General features: G+C 39.8%; 24 protein-coding genes and 1 pseudogene. 20 read left to right on the forward strand and 5 right to left on the reverse strand.

Going from position 1 to position 26158, the window contains the following annotated elements:
• Positions 1-41 precede the first annotated feature (41 nt).
• Together B9P78_RS02620 and B9P78_RS02625 are read right to left on the reverse strand one after the other, a co-directional pair.
• The gene (locus B9P78_RS02620; protein ID WP_094518012.1) at positions 42-1427 is read right to left on the reverse strand and encodes an HD domain-containing protein; all 1386 of its coding nucleotides are present in this window, start codon (positions 1425-1427) and stop codon (positions 42-44) included.
• Positions 1428-1496: 69 nt separating this feature from the next.
• Positions 1497-2372, reverse strand: coding sequence for a lipoate--protein ligase family protein (locus B9P78_RS02625; protein ID WP_094518013.1), 876 nt, complete (start codon positions 2370-2372; stop codon positions 1497-1499).
• 149 nt (positions 2373-2521) lie between these two features.
• Between B9P78_RS02625 and B9P78_RS02630 the strand changes: the two genes are divergently transcribed.
• The 3 genes and pseudogenes from B9P78_RS02630 (at position 2522) to B9P78_RS02640 (ending at position 5466) form a co-directional block, all read left to right on the forward strand.
• Complete coding sequence (locus B9P78_RS02630) at positions 2522-2974, forward strand: DUF1934 domain-containing protein (RefSeq protein ID WP_094518014.1); 453 nt, start codon at positions 2522-2524, stop codon at positions 2972-2974.
• A gap of 70 nt (positions 2975-3044) precedes the next feature.
• Entirely contained in the window at positions 3045-3620 is a 576-nt protein-coding gene (rpoE, locus tag B9P78_RS02635; RefSeq protein ID WP_094518015.1) for a DNA-directed RNA polymerase subunit delta, read from the forward strand.
• Between the two features lie 233 nt (positions 3621-3853).
• Positions 3854-5466: pseudogene (locus B9P78_RS02640) on the forward strand (CTP synthase).
• 332 nt (positions 5467-5798) lie between these two features.
• Here the strand turns inward: B9P78_RS02640 and B9P78_RS02645 are convergent.
• A complete protein-coding gene (locus tag B9P78_RS02645) occupies positions 5799-6866 on the reverse strand; it encodes an IS30 family transposase (RefSeq protein ID WP_094518016.1) in 1068 nt (355 codons plus the stop codon).
• 382 nt (positions 6867-7248) lie between these two features.
• On the opposite strand from B9P78_RS02645, the gene pyrF reads away from it, so the two are divergent.
• The 12 genes from pyrF to B9P78_RS02705 all read left to right on the forward strand — a co-directional run bounded on the left by pyrF (position 7249) and on the right by B9P78_RS02705 (position 18938).
• On the forward strand, positions 7249-7959 hold the full coding sequence (gene pyrF, locus B9P78_RS02650; protein WP_094518017.1) for an orotidine-5'-phosphate decarboxylase: 711 nt from the start codon (positions 7249-7251) through the stop codon (positions 7957-7959).
• A gap of 11 nt (positions 7960-7970) precedes the next feature.
• Positions 7971-8612 carry an orotate phosphoribosyltransferase gene (pyrE, locus tag B9P78_RS02655; RefSeq protein ID WP_094518018.1) on the forward strand — a complete coding sequence of 214 codons (642 nt, stop codon included), beginning with the start codon at positions 7971-7973 and terminating at the stop codon, positions 8610-8612.
• A gap of 126 nt (positions 8613-8738) precedes the next feature.
• Positions 8739-10049: an MFS transporter gene (locus tag B9P78_RS02660; RefSeq protein ID WP_094518019.1), complete on the forward strand. Its 1311-nt coding sequence runs from the start codon at positions 8739-8741 to the stop codon at positions 10047-10049.
• A gap of 164 nt (positions 10050-10213) precedes the next feature.
• On the forward strand, positions 10214-10588 hold the full coding sequence (locus B9P78_RS02665) for a YbaN family protein (protein ID WP_094518020.1): 375 nt from the start codon (positions 10214-10216) through the stop codon (positions 10586-10588).
• Between the two features lie 19 nt (positions 10589-10607).
• Positions 10608-11552: an FAD:protein FMN transferase gene (locus tag B9P78_RS02670; protein ID WP_094518021.1), complete on the forward strand. Its 945-nt coding sequence runs from the start codon at positions 10608-10610 to the stop codon at positions 11550-11552.
• A 37-nt stretch (positions 11553-11589) separates the two neighbouring features.
• Entirely contained in the window at positions 11590-12195 is a 606-nt protein-coding gene (locus tag B9P78_RS02675) for an NADPH-dependent FMN reductase (RefSeq protein WP_016897842.1), read from the forward strand.
• Positions 12196-12214: 19 nt separating this feature from the next.
• The gene (locus B9P78_RS02680; protein ID WP_016897841.1) at positions 12215-13495 is read left to right on the forward strand and encodes an NAD(P)H-dependent oxidoreductase; all 1281 of its coding nucleotides are present in this window, start codon (positions 12215-12217) and stop codon (positions 13493-13495) included.
• A gap of 248 nt (positions 13496-13743) precedes the next feature.
• A complete protein-coding gene (gene fba / locus B9P78_RS02685) occupies positions 13744-14598 on the forward strand; it encodes a class II fructose-1,6-bisphosphate aldolase (RefSeq protein WP_094518022.1) in 855 nt (284 codons plus the stop codon).
• 423 nt (positions 14599-15021) lie between these two features.
• Positions 15022-16302 carry a UDP-N-acetylglucosamine 1-carboxyvinyltransferase gene (locus B9P78_RS02690; RefSeq protein ID WP_094518023.1) on the forward strand — a complete coding sequence of 427 codons (1281 nt, stop codon included), beginning with the start codon at positions 15022-15024 and terminating at the stop codon, positions 16300-16302.
• Positions 16303-16499: 197 nt separating this feature from the next.
• Positions 16500-17813, forward strand: coding sequence for a transcription termination factor Rho (rho, locus tag B9P78_RS02695; protein WP_094518024.1), 1314 nt, complete (start codon positions 16500-16502; stop codon positions 17811-17813).
• Between the two features lie 104 nt (positions 17814-17917).
• Positions 17918-18187, forward strand: coding sequence for a type B 50S ribosomal protein L31 (locus B9P78_RS02700; RefSeq protein WP_094518025.1), 270 nt, complete (start codon positions 17918-17920; stop codon positions 18185-18187).
• Positions 18188-18554: 367 nt separating this feature from the next.
• Positions 18555-18938, forward strand: a complete 384-nt coding sequence (locus B9P78_RS02705) for a RidA family protein (protein ID WP_094518026.1) — start codon at positions 18555-18557, stop codon at positions 18936-18938.
• Between the two features lie 59 nt (positions 18939-18997).
• On the opposite strand, the gene B9P78_RS02710 is transcribed toward B9P78_RS02705, so the two are convergent.
• The gene (locus B9P78_RS02710; protein WP_094518027.1) at positions 18998-19462 is read right to left on the reverse strand and encodes a GNAT family N-acetyltransferase; all 465 of its coding nucleotides are present in this window, start codon (positions 19460-19462) and stop codon (positions 18998-19000) included.
• Positions 19463-19662: 200 nt separating this feature from the next.
• Here B9P78_RS02710 and cysK point away from each other — a divergent pair, with 200 nt between their 5' ends.
• The 3 genes from cysK to B9P78_RS02725 all read left to right on the forward strand — a co-directional run bounded on the left by cysK (position 19663) and on the right by B9P78_RS02725 (position 22436).
• The gene (cysK, locus tag B9P78_RS02715; RefSeq protein ID WP_094518028.1) at positions 19663-20583 is read left to right on the forward strand and encodes a cysteine synthase A; all 921 of its coding nucleotides are present in this window, start codon (positions 19663-19665) and stop codon (positions 20581-20583) included.
• Positions 20573-21136, forward strand: coding sequence for a serine O-acetyltransferase EpsC (gene epsC / locus B9P78_RS02720; protein ID WP_094518043.1), 564 nt, complete (start codon positions 20573-20575; stop codon positions 21134-21136). Before cysK ends, epsC begins: the two co-directional genes overlap by 11 nt.
• Before the next feature lie 595 nt (positions 21137-21731).
• Positions 21732-22436 (forward strand): class A sortase, encoded by a 705-nt coding sequence (locus B9P78_RS02725; protein ID WP_094518029.1) that lies wholly within the window; start codon positions 21732-21734, stop codon positions 22434-22436.
• A 993-nt stretch (positions 22437-23429) separates the two neighbouring features.
• Here the strand turns inward: B9P78_RS02725 and B9P78_RS02730 are convergent.
• A complete protein-coding gene (locus B9P78_RS02730; protein WP_094518030.1) occupies positions 23430-24128 on the reverse strand; it encodes an SMI1/KNR4 family protein in 699 nt (232 codons plus the stop codon).
• A gap of 122 nt (positions 24129-24250) precedes the next feature.
• Between B9P78_RS02730 and B9P78_RS02735 the strand changes: the two genes are divergently transcribed.
• Together B9P78_RS02735 and B9P78_RS02740 are read left to right on the forward strand one after the other, a co-directional pair.
• Positions 24251-25030 (forward strand): hypothetical protein, encoded by a 780-nt coding sequence (locus B9P78_RS02735; protein WP_094518031.1) that lies wholly within the window; start codon positions 24251-24253, stop codon positions 25028-25030.
• A 43-nt stretch (positions 25031-25073) separates the two neighbouring features.
• Positions 25074-26138 carry a D-alanine--D-alanine ligase gene (locus B9P78_RS02740; protein ID WP_094518032.1) on the forward strand — a complete coding sequence of 355 codons (1065 nt, stop codon included), beginning with the start codon at positions 25074-25076 and terminating at the stop codon, positions 26136-26138.
• The last annotated feature ends 20 nt before the right edge of the window (positions 26139-26158 follow it).

The raw sequence follows: 26158 nt of genomic DNA on the forward strand, positions 1-26158 counted from the left end.
GTATTCATGATGTAAGCCCTTCAATTGAAGACGTACATTTGCTAATCAATATCCAAATGCTCGTCTAGCGGTGTTAGTTTACCACTTTTCGTCATTGCATGAATCTGCTTCAAGATTGGTTCAAACAGGGTAATGTGGTTACGATTCTTACCATAGAAAAGTTCGTTTGGTAAGAAAATGCGTTCATCCCCGCGTTGTTGCCCGGTAAAGGCGGCAATCAAACTAGAAGCAACAGATAATTCAACCATGTTGCCATTTTTTTCGACCAATTCAATTTGAGTTCGCGGTTTCTCAGCACTTGGGCGATAGAAGTCATATGGTAAATCGAAACGAGAGTTTAAGGCAACATAGTAACGGATGTCATAGCCCAATTTACCCACCAAATCAATCAGCACTTTTAAGTCTTCTTGATTTTCTTCTTCACTATAAGTAACAGATTTAAATGGTTTTCGGTCAATAAAACGAATAGCCAAATCCTTCAGAATGGGATCATTGGCAAAATGAATCCAGTGTTGGAAATAGGTTTGTAAAACCCCATCATCTAAACGTAGGTAGTCATCCAATGTCCAGTTTTGCATGAAAAATGGTTCTAAGAATGGCGCATAGGTTTCATGATCTAGGTAAGGATCTTCTGTTAAAAAGAGTTCTTGCGCCCTTTCCAGTAAATGATTTAGGAGCATTTCCATGCCTCGGGAAACAGGGTGGAAATAGACTTGCATGTACATCTGATAACGGCTGGTGATATAATCTTCTACTGCATGCATACCGTTGTAGTCAAAACGAATCCCGTCTTTATATGGGTGCATGACGCGTAAAATACGACTCAAATCAAAATTACCATAGTTGGTTCCCGAAAAATACGAATCGCGTAACAAATAATCCATCCGGTCTGCATCGATTTGACTAGAAATCAATTGCACCACTTGCGGATTTGGATATGTCTTATTAATGACAGAGGCCACTTTATTCGGGAACTCTTCGCTCACTGAACGCAAGACTTGATTGACTTCAGTATTTTCAGACAAGATAATTTGTTGCGTGATTTCTTCATGATTGGTATTAAAAATGCTTTCAAACGTATGAGAAAAAGGGCCGTGACCAATATCGTGTAGTAAGGCTGCACATAGTACCACCAAACGTTCTGAATCATCCCAAACGCCACCATCTTCAATGGCATAGTTACGGACGAATTTATCGCAAATCTTGCGGGCAATCTCATACACGCCTAGGGAATGGCTGAAGCGAGAATGTTCAGCCCCATGAAAAGTATAAGAAGCTGTACCCATTTGTTTAATACGGCGTAATCGTTGCATTTCCTTGGTGTTGATAAGGTCCATAATGACTTGTTGTTGGACATGGATGTAATCGTGGACAGGGTCCCGGAATACTTTTTCTGGGATTCGTTTACTTGCTTCGGCAATACTCATAACAGTCTCCTTTGGTGAAAGTCCTTCACTCTATATATACGTTATTTTTGACGCAAAGCGCTTGAATGATTAGTCTCTTGCTAGAATATCATAGACTATTTGGTTGCGCTTCTGCATACGTTCTAGGTATTCGTTCGTCTCTATCATTGTTATTTCACGGTTTTCAACCATCACGCCATTCACTTTAAAGGCCGTCAAGAAATCATCAATAAAATCTTGAACACTGGTGATGGCGGTGAAATCACTGAGGTTACGCATGATATCGGGATCCACTTGCGGATAACGCCCTTTATCATCAAGGTCGGCGCGACCAGCGGCATACATGTCCCGAACTACTTGTCCGCGCTTGGCCTGATCTCCGGAGATAGAAATATAGACATAGATGCCTACTGCATGACCAATGCGACGTTGGGCGATGCCGGCAATTTTTTTGCCATGAATCGAAACGTCAAATTTACCGGGACAATATGATGTCTCAATTTCGCCAACTGTTAATTCAATATTGTGGGCGTCCATGGCTTCCTGCATGAGGTCAACAATCAGCTGATAGGCGTCATCGATGGCCAAACGTTTGGATTTGGTATCCAATAACAGGGTGAAATTCAGGACGTTGGGATCTGAAACCACCGTTAAACCACCGGCAGGACGAACGACAGGTACAATGCCGCTTGTAGCATATAAATGCTTCACAGCATCCGGTAAGTTGGGCAAACGCGTGTCCATACCACCAAGAATCACGGTTGGACTGGTTGGCCAAAAATGTAAGGCTAACGGGGCGTCAAATTGTCCCCGGTTAATTGCATTCAAAATAGCGTCGTCCACCGCAAATGGCGTCAATAACTGATCATGGTCTGCCAAAGATAGGGGATGACTATCATGATGAATATCTTGATACACTGCCATGTGCAATGGTTGATCCGATGGTAGAAAACTATCAAATAGCATAAGTCTATCCTTTCGTAACTTTTGCCTATATTATAGCATAAAAAGGCTTGCAATCGTGATTTCAAGGCGGTTTCTAAAGGTCGCAATCCTTTCACACCAGCTTGAATCATGGTAAAATAGAAAGGATGAAAATTTAGAGGAGGCTACCTATGGCTGCGGCTGGAAAAAAAGCAATACGTGTTCAAGCAAACAATTACATAGAACAAGCGCGAGACGGCGAACAAGTGAAGGAAGTATTTACAACCAACACAGATGGTTTCTACTATGAAGTGGGTTCAGCCTTTTATATTGAATATCTAGAAGAAATTACAGAAGCGCCAGTCAATGTACGGTTGAAATTTGTGAGCGACCAACAAGTGGTGATTCGGCGCCAGGCATTCGGTACGGAAACTACCATGACCTTGGTCAAAGATACTATGACAGATATCTTATATCCGATTGCTAATCAGCACACCATTGTATTCCAAGGTATGCTGACACAAATGAAGGTTGAAGTGGGCGACAATCAACAAGTAGATGCAGATATTCGCTATAAACTCTATCAAGCGGGTGAAATGATTGGTCAATACCAAATCACATTGCAATCAAGGGCCCAAGTGTAGTAATATATAGTGGATATACTAGACGATTAATCACAGAACGTTGGTTATAAGGCGAAAGGATGAACTAGCAGTGGAATTAAAAGGATTAGTTGGTCAAAACAGAGAACAGTTATCAATGATTGAAGTAGCATACGAAATTTTAGTTGAAACGAACAACGTATACGAATTCAATGATTTATTGGCTGAAATTCAAGACTACTTGAACATGTCTCAAGACGAATTAGAAAGCAAAATGGCAAACTTCTACACAGAAATGAACTACGATGGTAGCTTTATTTCTTTAGGTGAAAACCGTTGGGGCTTACGTGAATGGTATGCTGTTGACTCAATCGATGAAGAAATCATTTCTTCAATTGATGATGAAGACATCAAATCTAAACACAAAACAACGAAGAGTCTATTTGCGGCTACTGAAGATGATGACTTAATTGACTACGCTTCAGATGACCCTGAAGATGGTGACTACGTAGATGATGAAGAAGAAATCTACGATGAAGAAGACGAAGAAGACGAAGATGAAATCGCAGCTTACTCATCAGATTTAGGTGATTTAGGCGACGACGAAGAAGAAGACGACCTAGAAGATGGCCTTGAAGGCGATTTAACATTGGTTGATGATGACGAAGAAGACGAAGAAGATTTCTAGTCGATCATAAAAAACGTGATTTAAGATCAAAATAATGTTTTTTCTTGACTCACAATGGCAAATGCATTATTATTCTTTTTGGGCACTTTAGTTTTCAACTAAGGTGATTGAACACGTTACTCCCTGTCTTTCTGCTTGAAAGGCGGGGGTTTTTTTATTTTTTCAAAGGAAAATATTTATTCGATTCTCCCTTCTTAGCACAGCATAAAATTTTTAGGAAAAGGAAGGATATCATGACAAAATATATTTTTGTAACCGGTGGGGTTGTTTCTTCAATCGGTAAAGGTTTAGTAGCAGCATCATTAGGACGTTTATTAAAAAACAGAGGTTTGAAAGTAACCATCCAAAAATTTGATCCATACATTAACGTTGACCCAGGGACTATGAGCCATACCAACATGGGGAAGTATTTGTATTAGATGACGGTACTGAAACTGACTTAGACTTAGGTCACTATGAACGTTTCATTGATATCAACTTGAATAAATATTCAAACGTTACAACAGGGAAAATTTACTCTGAGGTAATCGAAAAAGAACGTCGCGGCGACTACTTGGGTGCAACAGTCCAAGTGATTCCACATATCACAGATTCAATTAAAGACAAGATTTTACGTGCCGGTGAAACGACAGGTGCTGACGTTGTCATTACTGAAGTTGGTGGTACTGTTGGGGATATCGAGTCGACACCATTTATCGAAGCTTTACGTCAAATGCGTAGCCAAGTGGGTCCGGAAAATGTATGTTACATCCACACGACTTTAATTCCTTACATTGCAGCGGCAGGTGAGTTAAAAACAAAACCTACCCAACACTCTGTAAAAGAATTACGTGGTATGGGTATCCAACCAAATATTTTAGTTGTACGTACTGAAAAACCACTACCAGACAACATGCGTCAAAAAATTGCACAATTCTGTGACGTAGAAGCAGATGCAGTTATTGAAAACCGTGATGTAGAAACAATCTATACCTTACCTTTACGTTTACAACAAGAAGGTTTAGATGACAAAGTTTGCGAAGTATTAGGTTTAGATGAAACACCAGAAGCTGACATGCGCGAATGGCGTAACCTTGAAAATCGGGTATTGAACTTATCTAAGAAAGTGAAGATCGCTTTAGTAGGTAAATATGTATCACTTCAAGATGCTTACCTTTCAGTAGCAGAATCATTACGTCATGCAGGTTATGCACACGATGCAGAAATTGATATTGACTGGATCGACTCTGAAACAGTAACAGCGGAAAACGTTGAAGCTATTTTAGGTCAAGCAGACGGTATCCTTGTTCCAGGTGGTTTTGGTAACCGTGGTATCGAAGGGAAAATCGAAGCAATCCGTTTTGCCCGTGAAAACAATGTGCCTTTCCAAGGTATTTGTTTAGGTTTACAAGTGGCTTCTATTGAGTTTGCGCGTAATGTTTTAGGTTACAAAGATGCTAACTCAACAGAAATCAATCCGAACACAGAACACCCAGTAATTGACTTAATGCTTACACAAGCTGGCGTTGAAAACTTAGGTGGTACACAACGTTTAGGTCTATACCCATGTGCTTTAAAAGAAGGTTCAAAAGCTCGTGAATTATATGATAACCAAGCGCTAGTTGAAGAACGTCACCGTCACCGTTGGGAATTCAACAACGACTACCGTGAACAATTTGAAGTAGCAGGTATGGTATTCTCTGGTACTTCTCCAGACAACCGTTTAGTAGAAATTATTGAAATTCCTGAACACCCATTCTTCGTGGCTTCTCAATTCCACCCAGAATTTGCTTCACGTCCAAACCGTCCACAAGCAATCTTTAATGGATTCATTGGCGCATCATTAGCAGCAAACCAAAATAAATAGAGTGCGACAAGAGGCGTTTAGATTTGAATAACAGATTAAGGTGCTGGGCGTTTTCCAGCACCTTTTTTTATGAGAAAAATAATGCTTAATTGCAATATCAAATGCATAAAAAATTTTAAAAACCTTTATAGACAGCGAATTACTCAATAATCCAGTATTACCAATGCTTTGAAGCCATTGACGGCAGGGAGTGTTTCATCCCTTACCATTTTTCAGGTGAGTTGTTGGTGGTTCTGACCCAAGAGGATAGGTTAGCTGAGTCAAGAGAAGGAGCAAAGCGGCTCTTGACTCAGCTAATCTATTCTCTTATCCTATAGAACCAACAAAACACCTTAAGCTGCTTGTAAATCGGCCAGTTCTTCCTGAAGGCGTTCTGCAGGTGTTGTATAGCCCATTATTTTTCTTGGTCTGTGGTTGATCGTATCGGTTACTTCCAGTAAATACGAATAGGACAATGGACGCAGAGTGACTCCCTTTGGGATAAATTCTCGGAGCATGCGGTTATGCCTTTCGTTCGTTCCTTTCTCCCAAGAAGCATACGCATGAGTAAAGAAAACCTGAACGTCTTCAGCGATGCTTTCGATAAGAGACAGACTTGAAAACTCAGAGCCGTTATCAGTTGTGAGTGACTTGAACTGTTCTAGCCCCTGTTTTTTCATCAAGTCAAGCACGCCTTTTTGAACCAGCGCTGCGCCTTTTCCCCAAACTTTCTTAGTGAGGCAGTAGCGTGTTTTCCGTTCAACCATAGTGATGATGACAGGCTCATTTTTTGTTTTCTTACCTAATACTAAATCAACTTCCCAATGCCCAAATTCTTCCCTCGAGAGTACTTCTGGAGAGCGTTCTTCGATACTGCGTCCCAAGTGTTTAGCGTTATGACCTTTAGGTTCAGAAACGGTTGTTTTTCGTGGCCGCATCCTAGTCTTCATAGGCAAATCGATATTACGGATTGGAAGTACGGCAGCATTTATCAAAGCGTAAACGGTCTTCGTGCATGGTACGCGTTCGTCAGGGTGCAACTTTCTATAAGAGTGTACAAAAGTATCCACACTATGAATCCGCAACCCCTTCTTGGGTGCTAGATTTTCAGGTAAGGCAGCAAGGAAAGCCGCAGAATATTTATTATGATCCCGCGCATGCGAGTTCTCACGATTTTCTTTATAAACCCGTGCGCCTGAGGCGGCAATATACTGCTCGTAATAATTGCGCTTATAGTCAAGCTGGCGCGTTCTACCGCGTTTCAACTCACGAGAAACAGTGGGTTGGCTGACCCCTAATTCTCGCGCCATTTCAGCTTGTTTATAGGTGCCGCTTTTTACCATCTGTTCCAGCATTCCGCGTTGGATGTCAGTAAGTTGTTTGAAGGTGCGCTTTTCTGTGATACAATTATTTTTGGTCATGTAGATACCCCTTATACTTTTGGTTTGGTTGCTAACAAGTATATCGTATCTACATGATTTTTTTGTTTATTTCCTTATGCATTTCATTTTACAATTTTCCTGAGAAAAATAATTAAAATTTTCTAAAAATAAGTGTTGACTTTGTTTGGATATCTCTGTAAAATAGCCAACAGAGTAAAAAACGGGGAGAACTGAACTAGCGAAACAAAGATGGCCCTTCTTATCAGAGCTGTTCGCCGATATTTGTACCCAGATCAATAAAAGCGAACATTTTTCATAACCGGCATCGGCTAGTATAATCAGCAACCTGTTTTCGTTGTTGGTTATTTTTTTTTGCCCATTTTTAGAAAACAAACTTGTATTTATGGAAAGGAAGTGCCCTGTGGATCCGAAGAAACCGATTATTGCCCTAGATTTTTCCAACCAAGAGGACCTGTTTAATTTTTTACAACAATTTGAGGGTCAGCAACTGAATGTAAAGGTGGGTATGGAGCTATTCTATGCGGGTGGCAAGCCCTTCCTAGAGCGTATTCAAGCCCAAGGACATGATATTTTCCTAGATTTAAAATTACACGATATTCCTAACACGGTTGAACGCGCTATGGCGATTCTAGCCAGCACGGGTGTTGCGATGGTGAATGTACATGCAGCAGGTGGAAAAGAGATGATGGCAGCTGCCTTACGCGGTTTAGAAGCTGGATCTAACGGCAAACGTCCATTATTAATTAGTGTGACGCAATTGACGTCAACATCGACAGACCAAATGAATCAAGAGCAAGGCATTCCTGGTGAAGTTTTAGATTCAGTATTACGCTATGCTGAACTAACGAAAGCAGCCGGCTTAGATGGTGTTGTATGTTCACCACTTGAAGCAGCTGCGATTAAAGCCGCTTGCGGACCAGACTTCTTGACGGTTACGCCTGGTATTCGATTGGATAGTTCAGTTGCAGATGACCAAAAACGAATTATGACACCGGCAAAAGCATCACGTAGCGGGTCAGATTATATCGTCGTTGGCCGCCCCATTACGCAAGCTGATGATGCTGTAGCAACCTATCACCAAATTGTAAGTGACTGGTCAGGACAAAAATAAGGAGGATTTTCATGACATTAGCAAAAGCGGACTTAGTTGCCCAAAAATTATTAGAAATTAAAGCTGTGAACTTTAGTCCAGACGAACCCTATACATGGGCAAGTGGTTTGAAGTCGCCAATCTATACAGATAACCGTTTAATCATGTCTTTTCCTGAAGTGCGTTCAGTAATTGAGGATGCCTTAGCAGACTTAATCAAAGAAAATTTCCCGGATGTTGATGTGATTGCAGGTACTGCAACAGCGGGCATACCACATGCAGCGTTTGTGAGTGATCGGTTAAACTTACCAATGATTTATGTTCGTTCTTCGGCTAAGGATCATGGTAAACAAAATGCCATTGAAGGTGCTTTGAACGCAGGAGATAAGGTTGTTATTATTGAAGACCTAATTTCAACAGGTGGTAGCGTCATTAAAGCAGCGGATAAAGTCCAAGAAGCTGGCGGTCAAGTCTTAGCTGTAGTTGCTATCTTTGACTACCTATTACCAGCAAGTAAGGATGCTTTTGAAGCAGCAGGGTACCCACTACTAACGCTAACGAACTATGTCAAAATCCTTGATCATGCCGTGCAAGATCCTAAATTATCACCGTACTATGACAAGTTGATGGATTGGTATAAGGATCCGAAAGCTTGGTCAGAAATTCACGGTTAATGTGGATAATTCTACTATATAAATAGCTTTACCAGATTTACAACCTTATTTTTTTTTGCCCATTTTTATTTTTATGGTGATTAAATGAGGGAATTACACCAGTTTTACCAAAAAAGGAGTACAAAAATGGAAAAAATAATCGAAAAGAATACAAGAGAAGAGGCATTACAAGCGGAAGATCACAAATTAAACAAATCGCAACGTAATGCCTTGATTGCTGCTATTGTTGCATCAGGGACAGATGATTTGAACGTGATGTTCTTATCATTTTCAATGTCATCTATCATCAGCCAACTAGGGATTTCAAGTGTAGCTGCCGGCTGGATCGCGACAATTACCAACTTAGGGATGTTAGCTGGAGGTTTACTATTCGGGGTCTTAGCTGACCGTTGGGACAAAATGAAGGTTTTCTACTTAACGATTCTAACTTTCTCTATCGCAACAGCTTTAATCTTCTTCACGCCGAATATTCAATACCTATACCTACTACGCTTTATCGCGGGTATCGGGGTTGGTGGTGAGTACGGTGTAGCGATTTCCATCATGGCTGGACTTGTGCCGGCTAAACAGTTAGGGAGAATTTCATCCTTAAATGGGATTGTCGGTCAAATCGGATCAATTTCATCAGCCTTACTTGCAGGTTTTATCGTGCCAACACTTGGTTGGAGAGGCTTATTCCTATTCGGTATCTTACCAATCCTAGTGGTGGTATGGGCGAAATTAACTATTAAAGAAGATGAATTAGGGATTAATACAGATGAAGTCACAGAAGACCTAGTAGATATTAATGAAAATGAAAAACCTTCTATTAGCGAATTATTTAAGACACCAGGGCAAACCTATCAAACAATCATCTTAATGGTGATGACAACTGTTCAAATCGCTGGCTACTTTGGGATGATGAACTGGTTACCAACAATCATGCAAGAACAAGTTGGTGTGACAGTTTCTGGGTCATCTACTTGGATGGTAACGACAATCTTGGGTATGTGCTTGGGCATGCTGACATTTGGGCAAATTTTAGATAGACTAGGACCAAGATTGTCTTATGGTATGTATTTAATTGCATCAGCAGTTTCAGTGTATCTGTTCACCTTTGCCAATTCAGCATTCACCATCTTAATCGGAGGCGCTATTGTAGGTTTCTTCGTAAACGGCATGTTTGCTGGCTATGGTGCAATGATTTCTCGTTTGTATCCATTTAAAGTGAATGCCATCGCCAATAATACTATTTTGAATGTTGGACGTGCAGTGGGTGGTTTTTCATCAGTTATCATTGGTTTTATCTTAGATGCTTCAGGTGTAGGTATGGTAATGCTTTTCTTAGCAAGCCTTTATCTAGTCAGCTTTATCGCTATGATGAGTTTGCCGCAACTAAAGCAAGCAAACTATGAACAACATCAATTAAATATTCGTCATAAGGCGCTAGATAAGTAATACAATTTTGTTCAAGATTGATAATAAAATAAGACATATTTTAGAGGGTGTAACACAAATGTTGCACTCTCTTTTTAGTATTTGGATATTTCATTGACGAAATAAATGTAATTTGGTAATTTGAGGTAGACCTATCATGTGAATGTTTTCTCAAGAGGTGAGGAATGAAAATGAGGACTATTAAAGAAAAGGGTTTTCTAATATTGGGCTTGCTAAGTGTGGTCCTAGGAAGTGTAGGTGTCATATTACCTGTTCTACCGACAACTCCTTTCTTGTTGCTTGCTGGCTGGTTTTTCACGCGAAGTTCACCGCAATTTAAAAACTGGTTAGAATCTACTCGTTTGTATGGACGGTATGTTGGCGAATTTAAGCGACAAGGTGGTATCAGCAAGCGCAAAAAAGTTCATATCCTAATGACAACTTATCTTGTGATGGGTTTATCAATGTTACTTATGCCGTTAAGAGGTGTACAAATTTTTGTAGGCGTTTGCGGTTTAGTTTTTGGTTACTTTCTACTATTTAGGGTGGAAGAGGTTTAAGGAGTTGGAGGCTAGTGATTTGGACTTTGAGCAACGGCATTCTATAAATTTGATGGGTACGACGATTGACCTAATGGTTGACCATCCAAATAGTAATTCTTTATTACTTGCTGCAGTCCAGCGTTTGTTTCAATTGGAAGCGCGTTTTTCAGCGAATGACCTATCTTCTGAATTAATGGCGGTTAATCAAATGGCAGGATTAAAGGCTGTACGCGTTCATCCAGAGCTATTTCATCTCATTCAAATCGGTAAAAAAGAAAGTATTGCATCGGAACGAAAGCTAAATATAGCTATTGGGCCTTTAGTTAACTTGTGGCGGATTGGTTTTGCGGATTATCGTAAACCTAGCCAACAAGAGATTGATGACCGGCTGACTTTAGTAGACCCGAATGACATTCATCTGGATGAAATAGAAAAAACAGTTTACCTTGCTAAGCCAGGGATGTCGATTGATCTAGGTGCGCTTGCAAAAGGGTATGCAGCAGATCAAATTATCGCTTATTTCAAAGATCAAGGCGTAACCAGGGCATCTATTAATCTTGGCGGTAACCTTAGATTCTATGGCCATCGACCCAATCATACAGAAAGTACACAATGGCGTATAGGTATCCAAGATCCCGACCAAACGCGTGGTTATCACAAGGCTATTGTCGATTTAAGTAACCGATCGGTTGTAACGTCAGGGGATTACGTACGTGTATTCGAACAGGATGGACATCTTTACCACCATATTTTAGATTCCACAAATGGTAAGCCCTTTCAAGCGGACGTTCGCAGTGTCACTGTGGTAAGTGAATCTTCGTTAGATGGTGAGATTTGGACTACGCGATTGTTTCCCTTATCTAAGGAAGCAATTATCAATCAAGCAGAACAAATAGACCAGATTGAAGTGTTGGTTGTTGACCAACAAGGACAAATCACCTATACATCTGGTTTAGAGAGCAAAGTCGAACTTATTTGTTAGCAGGTTATATTTCTACTATAAGAAAGGACAGAAAATCATGAAGCATATTATCGGAATCGTAGGTACAAATTCTAAGAAATCTACTAATAGAAAACTTCTTAAATATATTCAGAAACATTTTGCAGATCAAGCTGAAATTGAATTATTGGAAATCCGTGATTATCCAATATTTACTAAACCAGAAGATAAGACACTTCCAAATATTGTTGAAGAGGACGCGAAAAAAATCGAGCAAGCAGATGCGGTCATTATTAGTGCTGCAGAATATAATCATTCCATTACTTCTTCACTAACTAATGCCTTACATTGGTTAAGCTATTATATTTATCCCTTAGCAGATAAACCAATTATGATTACTGGTGCTTCTAACGGTCGTTTAGGATCTTCTAGAGCACAAATGCACTTGCGCCAAATTCTAGACTCACCAGATATTAGAGCACGTGTGATACCAAATTCAGAATTTTTATTAGGAAATTCTTTACAAGCTTTTGATGATGATGGTGATTTAAGTGACCAAAAATCTGTTGAACAATTAGAAGCTATTTTTAAAGAATTTATTCAATTTATTGATCATACACAAGAATTTACGCAGCTAAGAACTGATACAAAAGCAGCTGCTGAAAACTACGAGTGGACCAAGTAGAAAGGACTAGGGTGACAAAATGAAAATTGTTGGAATTGTTGGCTCAACTGCTGAAAAATCATATAACCGTTTATTATTACAATATATTCAAAGAGAATTCACTGATTTATTTGATCTAGAGATTCTTGAAATTGACCAAATACCTTTATTTAACCAAGATAACCCGGAGTTAGCGACGGAGGGGCCTGTTCATACATTGAATCGGAAAATCCGCCAAGCAGATGGTGTGATTATTGCTACAGCGGAGCACAACCATACAACGCCAGGGCCATTGAAGAGTGCATTGGAATGGTTATCCTTCACAATTCATCCATTGAAAAACAAACCTGTAAAAATCATCGGTGCTTCTTATCTAGATCAAGGAACATCACGATCACAATTACACTTACGTCAAATTCTTGAGGCACCAGGAATTGATGCTTTAGTCATGCCAGGGCAAGAGTTCCTATTAGGAAATTGTAAAGAGGCAATCAACGCTAATGGTGATTTAGTTGAACCTAGCACTGTAAGTTTCTTGAAAGGTAGCTTAGAGAAGTTTATGAAATACGTTGAATCTGTTCAACCACTTAAAGATAACCCCGTATTCCCTGAGGAAGATTTAACTGCAACTAAGCATTGTGACACAACCATTGAGGGTGTAGACATGACCGCACCGGATTGGGTTGAGCAAGCTGCAGCAAAAGTGGGCGCTGTCGAAGGCGATACCTATGTGAAACTGGATAGAGGGTTGTTAACAGTAGACCAATTAAACTGGTTCCTAAAGACAATTCCACTTGAATTGACTTATGCAGATGAAAATAACCAATACATCTATTATAATCGCGTGAAGCCTGGTCAAGACATGTTTGCTTCTCGTTACGAAAAAGATGTTGGTAGCCCACTTGGTGCTGTTCACCCACCACGTGCTGTGAAGAACGTTTCTTGGGTAATCTCTCAATTGCGGTCAGGAAACATGGAAGGTGTTCATGTACACGTACCAATCCATAAAGAAAATTATGTTGTCCATAATTATGTGGCTATTCATGATGAAGATGGTAAGTATCGTGGAATCAACGAGCATGTTTTAGACTTGCAACCTGTAATTGAGTGGTATCTAGAACAAACAGGACAAAAGTTAGTGAAAATTGAGGAAGATACAACTGATGCTTCAACTAGCGCTTCAATGAATGGTGCATGGAGTCACGATGACAAAAACGCTGTGGAAGCTGATGCTAAAAGTGGTGCAAGTGATGCAGAAGTAGCAGATACAACCACTGCGGCTATTGCTACTGATGAAGATTCGAGTGCTAGCCAGTCTTAGTCAGTGGAATAGCCTGGTTTAGGGGAGAATGATTATTTTCAGTCAAAAAAGCCTATAAACGATTAGGATTATTATTGCAAAAATTGTATGAACAGAATAATAAAAACGATGTATGCGTTTGCGAATGGTTATTTTATGGCATCAATTAATATTTAATTTTTTATGAGTCAAAACTCTTGTAAAATGCAATTGATAAGGGTTACAATAAGCACGAGCACATCAAAATTAAAAATCAGGGGGATCTATTTATGCCATTAGAAAATATGGTCGACATGCTTACAAAAGCAAAAGACGGTAAATACGCAGTAGCACAATTAAATATTAACAACTTGGAATGGACTCAAGCTGTATTAGAAGCAGCACAAGCAGAAAACTCACCAGTAATCTTAGGTGTTTCTGAAGGTGCCGGCAAATACATGGGTGGCCCAGAAGTTGTAGCCGCTATGGTAAAAGCTTTAGTTGAAAACATGAATATTACTGTACCAGTTGCTTTGCATTTAGACCATGGTTCATCTTTTGAATCTGCTAAACGTGCAATTGATGCTGGATATACTTCAGTTATGATCGACGGTTCTCACCACCCAATCGATGACAACGTAGCTATGACTAAACAAGTTGTAGAATACGCTCACGAACGCGGTGTTTCTGTTGAAGGTGAAGTTGGTACTGTTGGTGGTACTGAAGATGGCGTTACTGCTGGAATCAACTACGCAGATAAAGAAGAATGTAAACGTATCGTTGACGAAGCTGGCGTAGATGCTTTAGCAGCTGCATTAGGTTCAGTTCACGGTCCTTACTCTGGTGAACCTGTTTTAGGTTTCGATGAAATGAAAGAAATTTCTGAATACACTAACGTACCATTAGTATTACACGGTGGTTCTGGTATTCCTGAAGCGCAAGTTAAGAAAGCAATCGAACGTGGCCACGCTAAAATCAACGTGAACACTGAATTACAAATTGTTTTCACTGCTGCTGTTCGTGAAAACTTAAACAACGACGATAAAGTTTACGACCCACGTAAAGTGTTAGCACCCGGTAAAGCTGCTATCGTTGAAACTGCTCGTCAAACTTTACGTATGTTTGGTTCAAGCAACAAAGCATAATTCACTCTTTAGAGCGAATAACTTGTTCTATATACATGTTGAGCAATAGCCTTTGGGTTATTGCTCTTTTTTTGTATTGAAATTTTACTAAAAATCACTTAAATGAGTAAATGCGGTCAATTTTGATAGCTAAAAATGAACATTTAGCCCCTTATAGGTTATAATAGACGGACAAAGGTTAGTTGACTGTCTGTATTTTTTGCAAAGAAAATAACACAGAAGTTAAAAAATCCATTAAAATTGGCGACTATGCTAGTTATATGACCTAGAATTAGGTATAATCAACCATGCATTATTACGCTAATTGGGACAAGTGGGCTAATCGTTAGGACATACTTGTCCTTTATCTTATAGATAACAATCTGTGAAAGACTAAAATTGAAAGAAAACAAAAAACAAAAATGATGAGTGAGGAGTTTTTTAATGGAAAAGTTTATCATCAAGGGTGGTAATCCTTTAAAGGGAGAAATTACGGTTTCCGGAGCTAAGAACAGTGCGGTTGCCTTAATTCCCGCAGCAATTATGGCAGATTCACCTGTTGTAATTGAAGGTGTACCAGAAATTGATGACGTATTTGCTTTAATTGAAATTCTTAAAGACTTTAATGTAGACGTAGAATTCAGTGAAAATGTCATCCGAATCGATCCAACGCATATGGAAAATATCCCAATGCCAAACGGTAAAATTCAAAGTTTACGTGCGTCATACTACTTTATGGGTGCCTTATTAGGTAAGTACGGCGAAGGTGTCGTAGGTTTACCAGGTGGTTGTAATTTAGGACCACGTCCAATGGATTTACACTTGAAAGGTTTTGAAGCCTTAGGTGCGACAGTAACGAACGAACTTGGTGCCATGCATTTAACAACAGATGGCAAGGGTCTAGTAGGTGCTGAAATCTACCTAGATGCTGTCAGCGTTGGTGCTACAATCAACATTATGTTAGCTGCATCTCGTGCACAAGGTACAACAATTATTGAAAATGCGGCACGCGAACCAGAAATCATTGGTATTGCCATGCTCTTAAATAAAATGGGTGCCAAAATCAAGGGTGTAGGTACTTCAACTATTCGAGTTGAAGGTGTAGCTGAAATGCACGGTACATCTCATCAACAAATTCCTGACCGTATCGAAGCGGGTACTTATATTGCCGCTGCTGCTACATTAGGTGATGGTGTCACAATTAAGAATGTGATTGCTGAACATATCGAAAGTTTCTTAGCGAAATTACGTGAAATGGGTGTGAAGATGGACATCACTGATGATGCCATCTACGTTCATCCAACAAATGGTCAACTAAAAGCTGTCGACATTACAACAGCGCCATACCCAGGATTCGCAACAGACTTACAACAACCAATGACACCTCTGTTATTAACAGCAACAGGTTCAGGGAAAATCTTAGATACGATCTATCCAAAACGTGTGAAACATGTACCAGAATTAGCACGTATGGGCGCAAATATCTCTGTTCAAAATGATCAAATTTCATATACAGGTCCAAATGCCTTTACAGGTGCAACAGTGACTGCTTCTGACTTACGTGCAGGTGCTAGTCTAGTGATTGCAGCTTTAATGGCTGAAGGCGAAACAGAATTATTTGGTGCAGGTAATATCTTACGTGGTTATGATCATATCGATAAAAAATTAGCAGCAGTCGGAGCAGACATCGAGTTAGTTCATTTTGACTACTCTGCCCTAGACTAATTATCATTTCCAAAGTAATTGGAAAACCTGAGTCCCTATAGCTACATAGGGACTTTTCCTATTTTTAGGGCAAAATGTGTTTTTGGCTTACAAATGCACATGCTAAAAGGCATACGCCATCGACCAAGCTTTTCCCCAGGCACATGATAATTTCTTTTATGATGTCGCCATATTCCCATAGAAATGAAGGTTCTATTATGTCAACAAATGAAATTGAAGAACAAAAAGAAGCCGAAACATTAAGATTGAATCATCTTCAGGCAATGACACTGAAGGACATCTACGAATATGCCAAAACATATAAGATTCCTTACTACAGTCAAATGAACAAACGTGAATTAATCATGGCTGTCTTGCGTGCGCAGGAAGTAAGTCAAGGATTTATGAACGTTGAAGGGATATTAGATATTACGGGCACCGATTTTGGTTTCTTACGTCCAATTAACTATTCTGCGAGTCAAGAAGATATCTATATTTCTAACTCACAAATTCGTCGTTTTGGTTTACGGAACGGTGATCTTATTTCAGGAACAGCACGACCACCAAAAGCGAGCGAACGTTATCTTGGTTTGATGCATGTATATGCTGTCAACGGTAAAGATCCAGACGAAGCCAAAGAACGTGCGCATTTCCCAGCACTTACACCAATTTATCCAGACCGTCAGTTAAAGTTAGAATCAACACCAGGACGCTTGTCAGCGCGTATGATTGATTTGATTTCACCTGTTGGCTTTGGTCAACGTGGCTTAATCGTGGCACCTCCTAAGGCAGGTAAAACGATTTTAATGAAAGAAATTGCCAATGGGATTACCACAAATCATCCAGAGGTTGAATTAATTATGCTTTTAATTGATGAACGTCCGGAAGAAGTAACCGATATTGAACGCTCAATTAAAGGCGAGGTAGTATCTTCGACCTTTGATCAACGGCCAGAAAATCATGTACGTGTGGCCGAACTGGTATTAGAACGCGCACGTCGTTTAGTCGAAGACAAACGTGATGTTGTGATTTTAATGGACTCCATCACCAGACTAGCGCGTGCTTACAACTTGGTCGAAAAACCAAGTGGCCGGACATTGTCAGGTGGGATTGACCCAGCAGCTTTTTACAAACCTAAGAAATTTTTCGGTTCTGCCCGAAACATTGAAGATGGGGGTAGCCTAACTATTTTAGCAACGGCACTTGTTGACACTGGGTCCCGCATGGACGATATGATTTATGAAGAATTCAAGGGAACGGGGAATGCGGAAATTCATTTAAACCGAGATTTAGCAGAAAGTCGCGTCTTTCCTGCCATCGATATTCGTCGTTCTTCCACACGTCGTGAAGAATTATTGCTGGATGAACCAACCTTGAAAGTTCTATGGAAGTTACGTCAAACCATGAAGGGCGACATGTTGGTATATACCAATGAAATGCTAAAAGAAATGAAAAAAACAGAAAACAATGAACAGTTTGTCGACCGCTTGGATGCCTTCCTAAACAAGGATAAAAATAAACGTAAAAGTTAAAAATATACTTGAAAGTGATAGCTCATTGTGATAGACTACTCGTGTTATGTTAAAAATAATCTCTGGGCTGAGGAAGTTCAGGGCGAAAAGGAGAGTACAAACTTATGAAACAAGATATTCATCCAGATTATCATCCAGTAGTATTTATGGATACTAGTACAGGTTTCAAATTCTTATCAGGTTCAACAGTTTCTTCAAACGAAACAGTTGAATGGGAAGATGGTAACACTTACCCATTGATCCGTGTTGAAACTTCATCTGACTCACATCCATTCTACACTGGACGTCAAAAATTCACACAAGCCGATGGTCGTGTGGACCGTTTCAACAAAAAATACGGTTTCAAAGACTCAAACGCAGATCCAGAAGCATAAGCTTCAACCAATTAAAAAGACCCATTGCTCCGGCGATGGGTCTTTTTTTGTTATGCGTAGGATTTTCACCCGTAATTCATGACGATTGTATGTATTGAAATGCATATAAGCGAAAATGCGAAACTATTTAGCAAAATAAAACACCCCAATGTCAATTGTGGAAACTATTGTTAACAATAGTTCCACAATTAGAAAAAAGGGCTACTATTTCATCAAAAAGTAGCCAAAATCACCGTAAAAGGAAACTAAAAATTGAAATAAAATCCGCACGATATGAAAATAACCAATCACTAATTTACCCTCGACAATTAAATCAATTTGTTACATAATAGAAGAGAGATTAAGGTTAGATTAGAGGAGATGCCACATGACAAAAGAAGCAATCGCAACAACTAACGCACCCGCAGCCCTAGGGCCATACTCACAAGCCGTAAAAGCCAATGGTACAGTATACGTATCAGGTCAATTACCAATTGATCCAGCTACGGGTGAATTTGCGGGTACTGATATTCAAAGCCAAACACGTCAATCATTAACCAATATCCAAGCAATTTTACAAGAAGCTGGTTTGGATTTATCGAATGTTGTGAAAACAACTGTATTGTTGGATAATATTGATGACTTTGCTGCGATGAACGAAGTATATGCTGAATTCTTCACTGGTGTGACGCCTGCGCGCGCAGCATTTGAAGTTGCAGCAATTCCTAAAGGGGCTTTAGTGGAAATTGAAGCTGTAGCAGTTGCCGAATAAAAGATGATGTAAAGGAAAAATCGCTTGGCCACTAGGTCCAAGCGATTTTTTGATTAGCATTATAACACATCTTCGAGAGTGGTTTTTAAGGGGTGCATGCCCATCTTTTCATAAAATAATTTTGCGCTATCGTTAAAGGACCAGACGTTTAGTGTGATGCGACGGCAGCCGTGTTCGCGGGCAAAATTTTTGGTGGCTTCATATAGGGTTTGGCCTACGTGTTGGCCACGGGCGTTTTCGTCGACACAGATATCGTCGATATATAGGGTTTTGTCATCGATTAAAATGTTGTCACCATGGGTAATTTCGAAGATACCGAACATGTAGCCAAGTACATGATTGTTTTCAACGGCTACTAGAATAGGTCGCCGCTCGTCTTTTATGAGTTTTTCGAGTTGGTCGCGGGTATATTTGGTTGCCTTCTTAAAGATATCTGGCCGGCCGAGATGGTGAATCAGATTTACTTGGCCTAATAAATGTAAAATATCGTCAATATCTTGGGGTTGTGCGTATCTAATGTCCATATGTAACCTCCGTTGATGTAGTACTTGTATTATACACTTGTTAGTTTGGCCTACAAGTTTCAAGGTGATAGTTAGTGGATATCAAGGCACTTCGAAAATCGATTATGCTAGGTTGAGCAAAGTGATTGACCAAGCTTTTTGAAAAGGGTAACATTCGAGTAACAGCAAATATAAGTGATAAGAATTCTTGGAGGGATATTATGTTATTTGAAAATATTGTAGATGCAATTGGTTACACACCCCTAGTAAAGATTAATGGTTTAGATGAAGATTCTGCAGACATCTATGTCAAATTAGAAAAGAATAACCCATCTGGTTCTATCAAGGACCGTCCAGTAAAATATATCGTTCAAGATTTATTAAATTCTGGCAAAATTGAAAAAGGCGGTACAATTGTTGAATCTACTTCAGGTAACACTGGTGTTGGTTTAGCGATGGTTGGTGCAGCTTTAGGCTTAAACATTGTTATCGTTATGCCTGAATCAATGAGTATTGAACGTCGTCAATTGATTGCGGCTTACGGTGCTGAACTTGTTTTAACAGATAAAGCTGGTGGTATGAAATTAGCTGGTGATACTGCTAAACAAATCGCTGAAGAACGTGGTGGAGTAGTCTTTGGACAATTTACAAACGCTGCTAACATCACTGCTCATGAAGAAACGACAGCCAAAGAAATTCTTGCAGACTTACCAAACGTTGACGGTTTCGTTGCTGGTATCGGTACTGGTGGTACTGTTTCGGGTGTAGGTCACGTCTTAAAAGAAGCGAACGCTGAAACTGTTGTCTGGGGTGGCGAACCTACTGACTCTCCTTTATTATCAGAAGGTAAAGCAGGTTCTCACAAAATTCAAGGTATTGGTGCAAACTTTATTCCTGACGTATTAGACCAAAATGTATTAGACAAAGTCGTAACAATTTCTAACGACGATGCGATTAATGCAGCGATTGAAGTAGCGAAAACACAAGGTATCTTCGCTGGTATTTCATCTGGTGCAAACTATGTTGCTGCTACTCGTTTAGCAAAAGAATTAGGTAAAGGTAAAGTTGTCGTAACTGTATTCCCAGATTCAGGTGAACGTTACCTATCAACTGGATTCTTCGGTGACGGAAGTGCTAAGTAAGAAACTGAACGAAGAACATCGAGATCTAGCCCAATATATTTATGACCACGATCCTGCACCGCATTCAGTAGAAGAAGTCTTTCTTTACCCTGGCTTCCAGGCAATTATTCGCCACAAAGCGGCACACGACTTGTACTTGCAAGAGCAATACTACGAAGCTCGTTTAGAAGCTGAAGCAACGCGCAAGGAAACAGGTATTGAAATTCATCCTGGTGCACAAATCGGTGAAAATGTCTTTATTGACCATGGCATGGGTATTGTAATTGGCGAAACAGCTATTGTTGGCGATCGTGTAAAGCTCTACCACGGCGTAACACTTGGTGGTACGGGTAACGACAAGGGTGCGAAACGTCATCCAACCATTAAACATGACGCTGAAATTGGTGCCAATGCAACTATTCTGGGTAATGTGACAGTCGGTCACCATGCCAAAGTAGGCGCCAATGCGGTTGTCATCCATGATGTGCCACCATATGCCACAGCAGTTGGTGTCCCTGCACGAATTATCTTGCATGACAAAAACTGGAATAGAATCGGTGAATACATAATCTAGGATGTGAGCGCGGGCGTTCAGATAGGTAGCGCTGGAAGAGATATGCAGTGGCGAGTGAAACTCGCTGCAAATATCTCTGAAGTGGAGACCTGTCTGCCCAATCGAACTCAACTTCATGATGTGAACTATTCCGAACTCGACTTAACAGAATGTGAACAAAAGCGGCACTCAAGTGTAAACTTGTGTGTCGTTTTTTTTATTTGGCGAACCATTTTGGGATAGCGTGTGTATAAGTGTCGGCGGTTAAAGCCCGAAATTTCAGAAATATACACAAATATCCCATGATTTTGGGTAAAACGTATATATTTCTGTGGGGAAATACACAATTGGGGATAAGTATGTGTATAACTGGGGATAAATAAGGAAAAACTTGTGCACAAATCCAGATAGTTATACACAGTTTGTGGGTAACTATTGTAAAAACGGTTGAAAACTTGATATATAAGCACAGCTTTTTCACATCCTTGTGGAAAATATGGGTACAAATCAAAATTAGTCCTGTGAATACATTTTTTGAAACGAATTTTTCATAGCTCTGTCAAATGAGTTATGCCATAATAGAGACAAAGATAAAGTCGAAGAGGTGTCGGAAATATTGAAAAAATGGGGATGGCGTAGAATTGTAGGTCTTGCGTTAATCGTTCTAGGGATAGGCTTGGTTGGTTTGCAATTGCGACCTTTACTACAAGTGTATTTCAATCAGAATGATGTTGCGATTGAGAAATTTACCGCAGAGGAAATTCAAGCAAACGAGGAAGATACATCAAGTGGCCAGTTTGATTTTAATGAAGTGCGGAATGTTTCTGCAGCAGAGGTCAATGAAATCCGTCAAGATATTAAATCGGGAAAAGCCGGGTTAGAAGTCTTGGGTGCAGTAGCAATTCCAACAGCTAATTTGAAAACAACAGTTATCAAAGGAATGTCAGACGCGGCCTTAGTTTCTGGAGCCGGCACCATGTACCCTGATCAAGTTATGGGGCAAGGGAATTATACTTTGGCCAGTCACCATATCGGTTATGGGACAGACATTTTGCTCAATAATATTACAGATTCAGTTTCGGTTGGGGATAAAATATACTTAACCGACTTAGAAAATATATATGTGTACGATGCATTCTTCGTTGAAGACGTGAATCCAGATCAAGTCCAATATATTTCTCAAGAGGTTGAAGGGGATCCTATTATTACCCTACAAACATGTACGGCTGATTTAACACAACGCCGAATTGTACAAGGAACACTAGTAGAAACAGTTGCATTTGAAGATGCAAGTCCAGAGATGCAAGGATATTTTAAATAAAGTAAATAGCCTACTTCGATTTTGGTCGAAGCGGGCTATTTTTATACTCTAGTCGATTGAGTACTCAATCTTAAATCGCTCGGAAAACCTGTGTCGATTAGACCGCAAATAAAAAAGGAGAAAAAACACAAGAGCATTACCGAGGGATAGTTGTCCTATACTAGTTAAAAAAACTGCGATTCTAGAATGGGACTGTCATTCTATAATTTTTGGCGTTTTTATCAAGAATAAATAGCGGTTCTGTAAAATATGTTCTTTTTTTATAATATATTTTCCCATAGTTGATAGATTTTATGATTTATAAAGAACGAGCTGTCATTTAATAATATTGGTCATTTATTTATAGTATGAAATTTTATACTATAAAATTTCGCATTATTTTCTAGTATCTCAAATTATTCTATAATGAGCTCGTTCACAATACAGCAAAAGCGGTTGGGACTAAAGGTTCCAACCGCTTTTATTCACATTCTGTAATGATGATTTCCAACCTCCAGAAAGGCGCTCACATCCTATAGTCGAGTTCGCAATAGCAACCCTCTGCCTGCTTCAGATGAACTAGTCGATGACTAGCGTCATCACCTTCATTCACCTTACACCAGTTGAGGGCTGACCGCTATTGCTCACATCCTATAAAGTTGAGTTCGGACCTTCAGAAAGGCCTGCGCTTCAGATTAGATTGCCGATGACTAGCGTCACCGTCTGCCCTAATCTTCCACCGGTGCCTTTCTGAGCGTCGGTCCTCTCATCCTGTTTAGTCGAGTTCGCTTGGGCAGACAGGTCTCCACTTCGGAAATATTTGCAGCAAGTTGCACTTGCTACTGCATATTCCCTCCAGTGCTACCTGTCTAAACGCCCGCGCTTTCATCCTGTAGTCGAGTTCGCAATAGCAACCCTCTGCCTGCTTCAGATGAACTAGTCGATGACTAGCGTCATCACCTTCATTCACCTTCCACCAGTTGAGGGCTGACCGCTATTGCTCTCATCCTATCCCTATAATAGGAGTTCGTGTGTTTGGCTATATGCCAGGATGCTTTCTTGGAACTGGTGAAAGGGTTTGTCCAGATAATGCGCTATTAATTGTCGCCAGTCGTTTTGCCATTCTTTGCTTAAGAATAAACCGTATGTATCAATTAAATAATTGATATTTTCATAGGATGATTCACGTAAGATGGCGGCATTGATGCGGTGATAAGAAATTAAGGTTGGCGCAGGATTACCTAGGTAACGGTCTTCAAACATGGCGATGAAATCATCAAAAGTTTCCGCTAGTGTAATTTGTTGCCCTAAACCAACATTCATATACACAACAGATGGTTGGTTACCGCTAGGGGCATGTGTATAATCCATATAGGCTAGTCGATCCTGGTCTTCATAGAAGATGATGCCTGTATCTGGTACATGCATCCGATGTTTGAAATCTTCTTGTCGCGTAATGCTCGGGATATGGTAGTCGGCGGTAATTTGTTGTTCAAACATACCCGCGATATAGGGAATATAGACCGCATTTAAAGCATCTTCAGTGGGGGTATTGGTTGGTACATAACTCTTGGAAGTATAGCCACCGTTTTGGTGATTGACTAAATTATGGTAGGCAACGGGTAAATCAGCCACGGAATATGTTTTATATATTGGTGATTTGGGTAAATAAGTGTAAAATTGTTTTTGCAATGGAGATGCAAGTAAATGCATGTAAGAACCTCCTTATAGATTTTCCTATGAGTCATTGGTATTTTAAAGCTTTTACCAGATGAATGATAGTGTTTTGATATGTAATTTGTTAAAATATAATTTGGAATAAGAGGTGCACATCTGTGACAAATGATTATATTTACATTTTTACAAACCCAATCTCTAACCAAGTTCAGTCTTTAGGGGTGGGCTTGAAATATTTTACGACTGCAGTAACAACATTACCAAATCACTTGTTACTAATCAAGAATCCTAAAAATTTGGGACGCTTTGATGAATTTTCTCGTTTTCATATTGTTAGTGGTACAGAAGAGGTCAAAGACTTTATCGAATCCCAAGAAGGTAGCAAACAGGCGAAGACGAAATGGATTGACTTTAAATATGAGTCACTTTTCCAACAGTTATCCGACCAAGAAATTGCAGAATTATTATTTCTAGGCCATACAGATTCACCTTTAAATCAACCAACCTTTTATAAATTAGGAAATCGCTATACATTTTTTGGGTCGACCTATCCGAATTCATTTCCAACGACCAAAATGTATTACCGTGATATTCATGATTTTTCCAAACAATTGGGCTATGTTTTAGCCGAACGGGTGGCAGAAGACTTGAAGGAACAAAAGCCGTTATTCGTTTTTCGCAAGAAGACCGTAACGTCACCAAGTAAACCAGTGTCGATTCCAAGTAAACCAATCTTGAGTCACTTAGCGCGGTTAAGTCATGATGGTATAGCGATTACGTTTGAGGGACGGGCTGATATGGGACCGAATCAACGCGTCTTCCATGTTTATTTAGCAGAAGACAATCCACGTTTTGTGGAAGCCGACAAGGCAAAACAACCATTATTTGGTACACTAATCTATGACATAAAAGAAGCAAGCTGGAATTTTGAAGCATAATCCAGGTCAAAAATATTCAATTTAATAATGGAGGCATTTATCAATGGAAATTATCGTATTATACGGCGGCAAGAGTGCGGAACATGACATCTCAGTCTTAACCGCAACTTCGATTATCCAACATATTCAATATGATGTACATACAGTTACACCAGTTTACATCGATATAAATGGTCACTGGTTTGCAGGACCAAACTTGAGCGAAAAGCCGGCAGCTGATATCAACCTACGTTTTAATCAAGCTGAAAATGGCCATGCTGTTGTACCAACAGATATCCTAAACGAGGACAAGGATCAAGTGATTTTCCCAGCGCTTCACGGACCTAACGGTGAAGATGGTACGATCCAAGGTTTATTTGAAACCTTAAATGTTGCCTATGTAGGAGCAGGTGTACTTGCTTCGGCAGCGGGTATGGACAAGATTGTCTCAAAACACTTATTTAATCAAGTTGGCTTACCACAAGTACCATTCACAACGTTAAATGCTTTTGAATGGGAGAATGATGCAGATGCTGCTGTTGCAAAAGTAACAGAGAGCCTAACTTATCCAGTATTCGTTAAACCAGCAAACATGGGATCAAGTGTAGGGATTTCTCAAGCAACAGATGCTGCTGAATTAAAAGCAGCATTAGCACTTGCCTTCCGGTTTGACCGTCGCGTCTTGGTAGAAGCTAGCGTTGAAAATCCACGTGAAGTTGAGTTAGCTGTTCTAGGAAATGAAGAAGTTTTCGTTTCAGTGCCAGGTGAACTAGGTAAGGAACAAGGTTTCTATGATTACGATGAAAAATATATCAATAACACCACAGAAATGATTATCCCTGCCAAAATCGATGATGAAACTGTAGCTAAATTACAGGCTTATGCTAAGGAAGCCTATCTTGTATTGGACGGCTCAGGCTTGTCACGTGCTGACTTCTTCTTAACCAAAGACGGGGACATTTATATCAATGAAGTGAATACTTTACCAGGATTTACACAATTCTCAATGTACCCATCGTTATGGGAAGCATCAGGCAAAGGCTTTGACGAATTGATTGAAGAATTGATTCAATTAGCCTTGAACAGATATAATAAGAAACAAAGTATTCAAAAAGCATTTGAATTATAAAAGCGAGCTATCAAAATAAT

Source organism: Aerococcus sp. 1KP-2016 (assembly GCF_002252085.1).
Lineage (GTDB): Bacteria > Bacillota > Bacilli > Lactobacillales > Aerococcaceae > Aerococcus.

What these genes read in the sequence shown, in the direction of transcription:
- fba (WP_094518022.1), top strand. Translation starts at nt 13,744, where the DNA reads ATGCCATTAGAAAATATGGTCGACATGCTTACAAAAGCAAAAGACGGT.
- B9P78_RS02710 (WP_094518027.1), bottom strand. Translation starts at nt 19,462, where the DNA reads ATGGACATTAGATACGCACAACCCCAAGATATTGACGATATTTTACAT.
- B9P78_RS02680 (WP_016897841.1), top strand. Translation starts at nt 12,215, where the DNA reads ATGAAAATTGTTGGAATTGTTGGCTCAACTGCTGAAAAATCATATAAC.
- B9P78_RS02645 (WP_094518016.1), bottom strand. Translation starts at nt 6,866, where the DNA reads ATGACCAAAAATAATTGTATCACAGAAAAGCGCACCTTCAAACAACTT.
- rho (WP_094518024.1), top strand. Translation starts at nt 16,500, where the DNA reads ATGTCAACAAATGAAATTGAAGAACAAAAAGAAGCCGAAACATTAAGA.
- pyrE (WP_094518018.1), top strand. Translation starts at nt 7,971, where the DNA reads ATGACATTAGCAAAAGCGGACTTAGTTGCCCAAAAATTATTAGAAATT.
- B9P78_RS02730 (WP_094518030.1), bottom strand. Translation starts at nt 24,128, where the DNA reads ATGCATTTACTTGCATCTCCATTGCAAAAACAATTTTACACTTATTTA.
- cysK (WP_094518028.1), top strand. Translation starts at nt 19,663, where the DNA reads ATGTTATTTGAAAATATTGTAGATGCAATTGGTTACACACCCCTAGTA.
- B9P78_RS02630 (WP_094518014.1), top strand. Translation starts at nt 2,522, where the DNA reads ATGGCTGCGGCTGGAAAAAAAGCAATACGTGTTCAAGCAAACAATTAC.
- B9P78_RS02660 (WP_094518019.1), top strand. Translation starts at nt 8,739, where the DNA reads ATGGAAAAAATAATCGAAAAGAATACAAGAGAAGAGGCATTACAAGCG.
- B9P78_RS02700 (WP_094518025.1), top strand. Translation starts at nt 17,918, where the DNA reads ATGAAACAAGATATTCATCCAGATTATCATCCAGTAGTATTTATGGAT.
- B9P78_RS02705 (WP_094518026.1), top strand. Translation starts at nt 18,555, where the DNA reads ATGACAAAAGAAGCAATCGCAACAACTAACGCACCCGCAGCCCTAGGG.
- B9P78_RS02625 (WP_094518013.1), bottom strand. Translation starts at nt 2,372, where the DNA reads ATGCTATTTGATAGTTTTCTACCATCGGATCAACCATTGCACATGGCA.
- B9P78_RS02665 (WP_094518020.1), top strand. Translation starts at nt 10,214, where the DNA reads ATGAAAATGAGGACTATTAAAGAAAAGGGTTTTCTAATATTGGGCTTG.
- B9P78_RS02690 (WP_094518023.1), top strand. Translation starts at nt 15,022, where the DNA reads ATGGAAAAGTTTATCATCAAGGGTGGTAATCCTTTAAAGGGAGAAATT.
- B9P78_RS02740 (WP_094518032.1), top strand. Translation starts at nt 25,074, where the DNA reads ATGGAAATTATCGTATTATACGGCGGCAAGAGTGCGGAACATGACATC.
- B9P78_RS02620 (WP_094518012.1), bottom strand. Translation starts at nt 1,427, where the DNA reads ATGAGTATTGCCGAAGCAAGTAAACGAATCCCAGAAAAAGTATTCCGG.
- B9P78_RS02675 (WP_016897842.1), top strand. Translation starts at nt 11,590, where the DNA reads ATGAAGCATATTATCGGAATCGTAGGTACAAATTCTAAGAAATCTACT.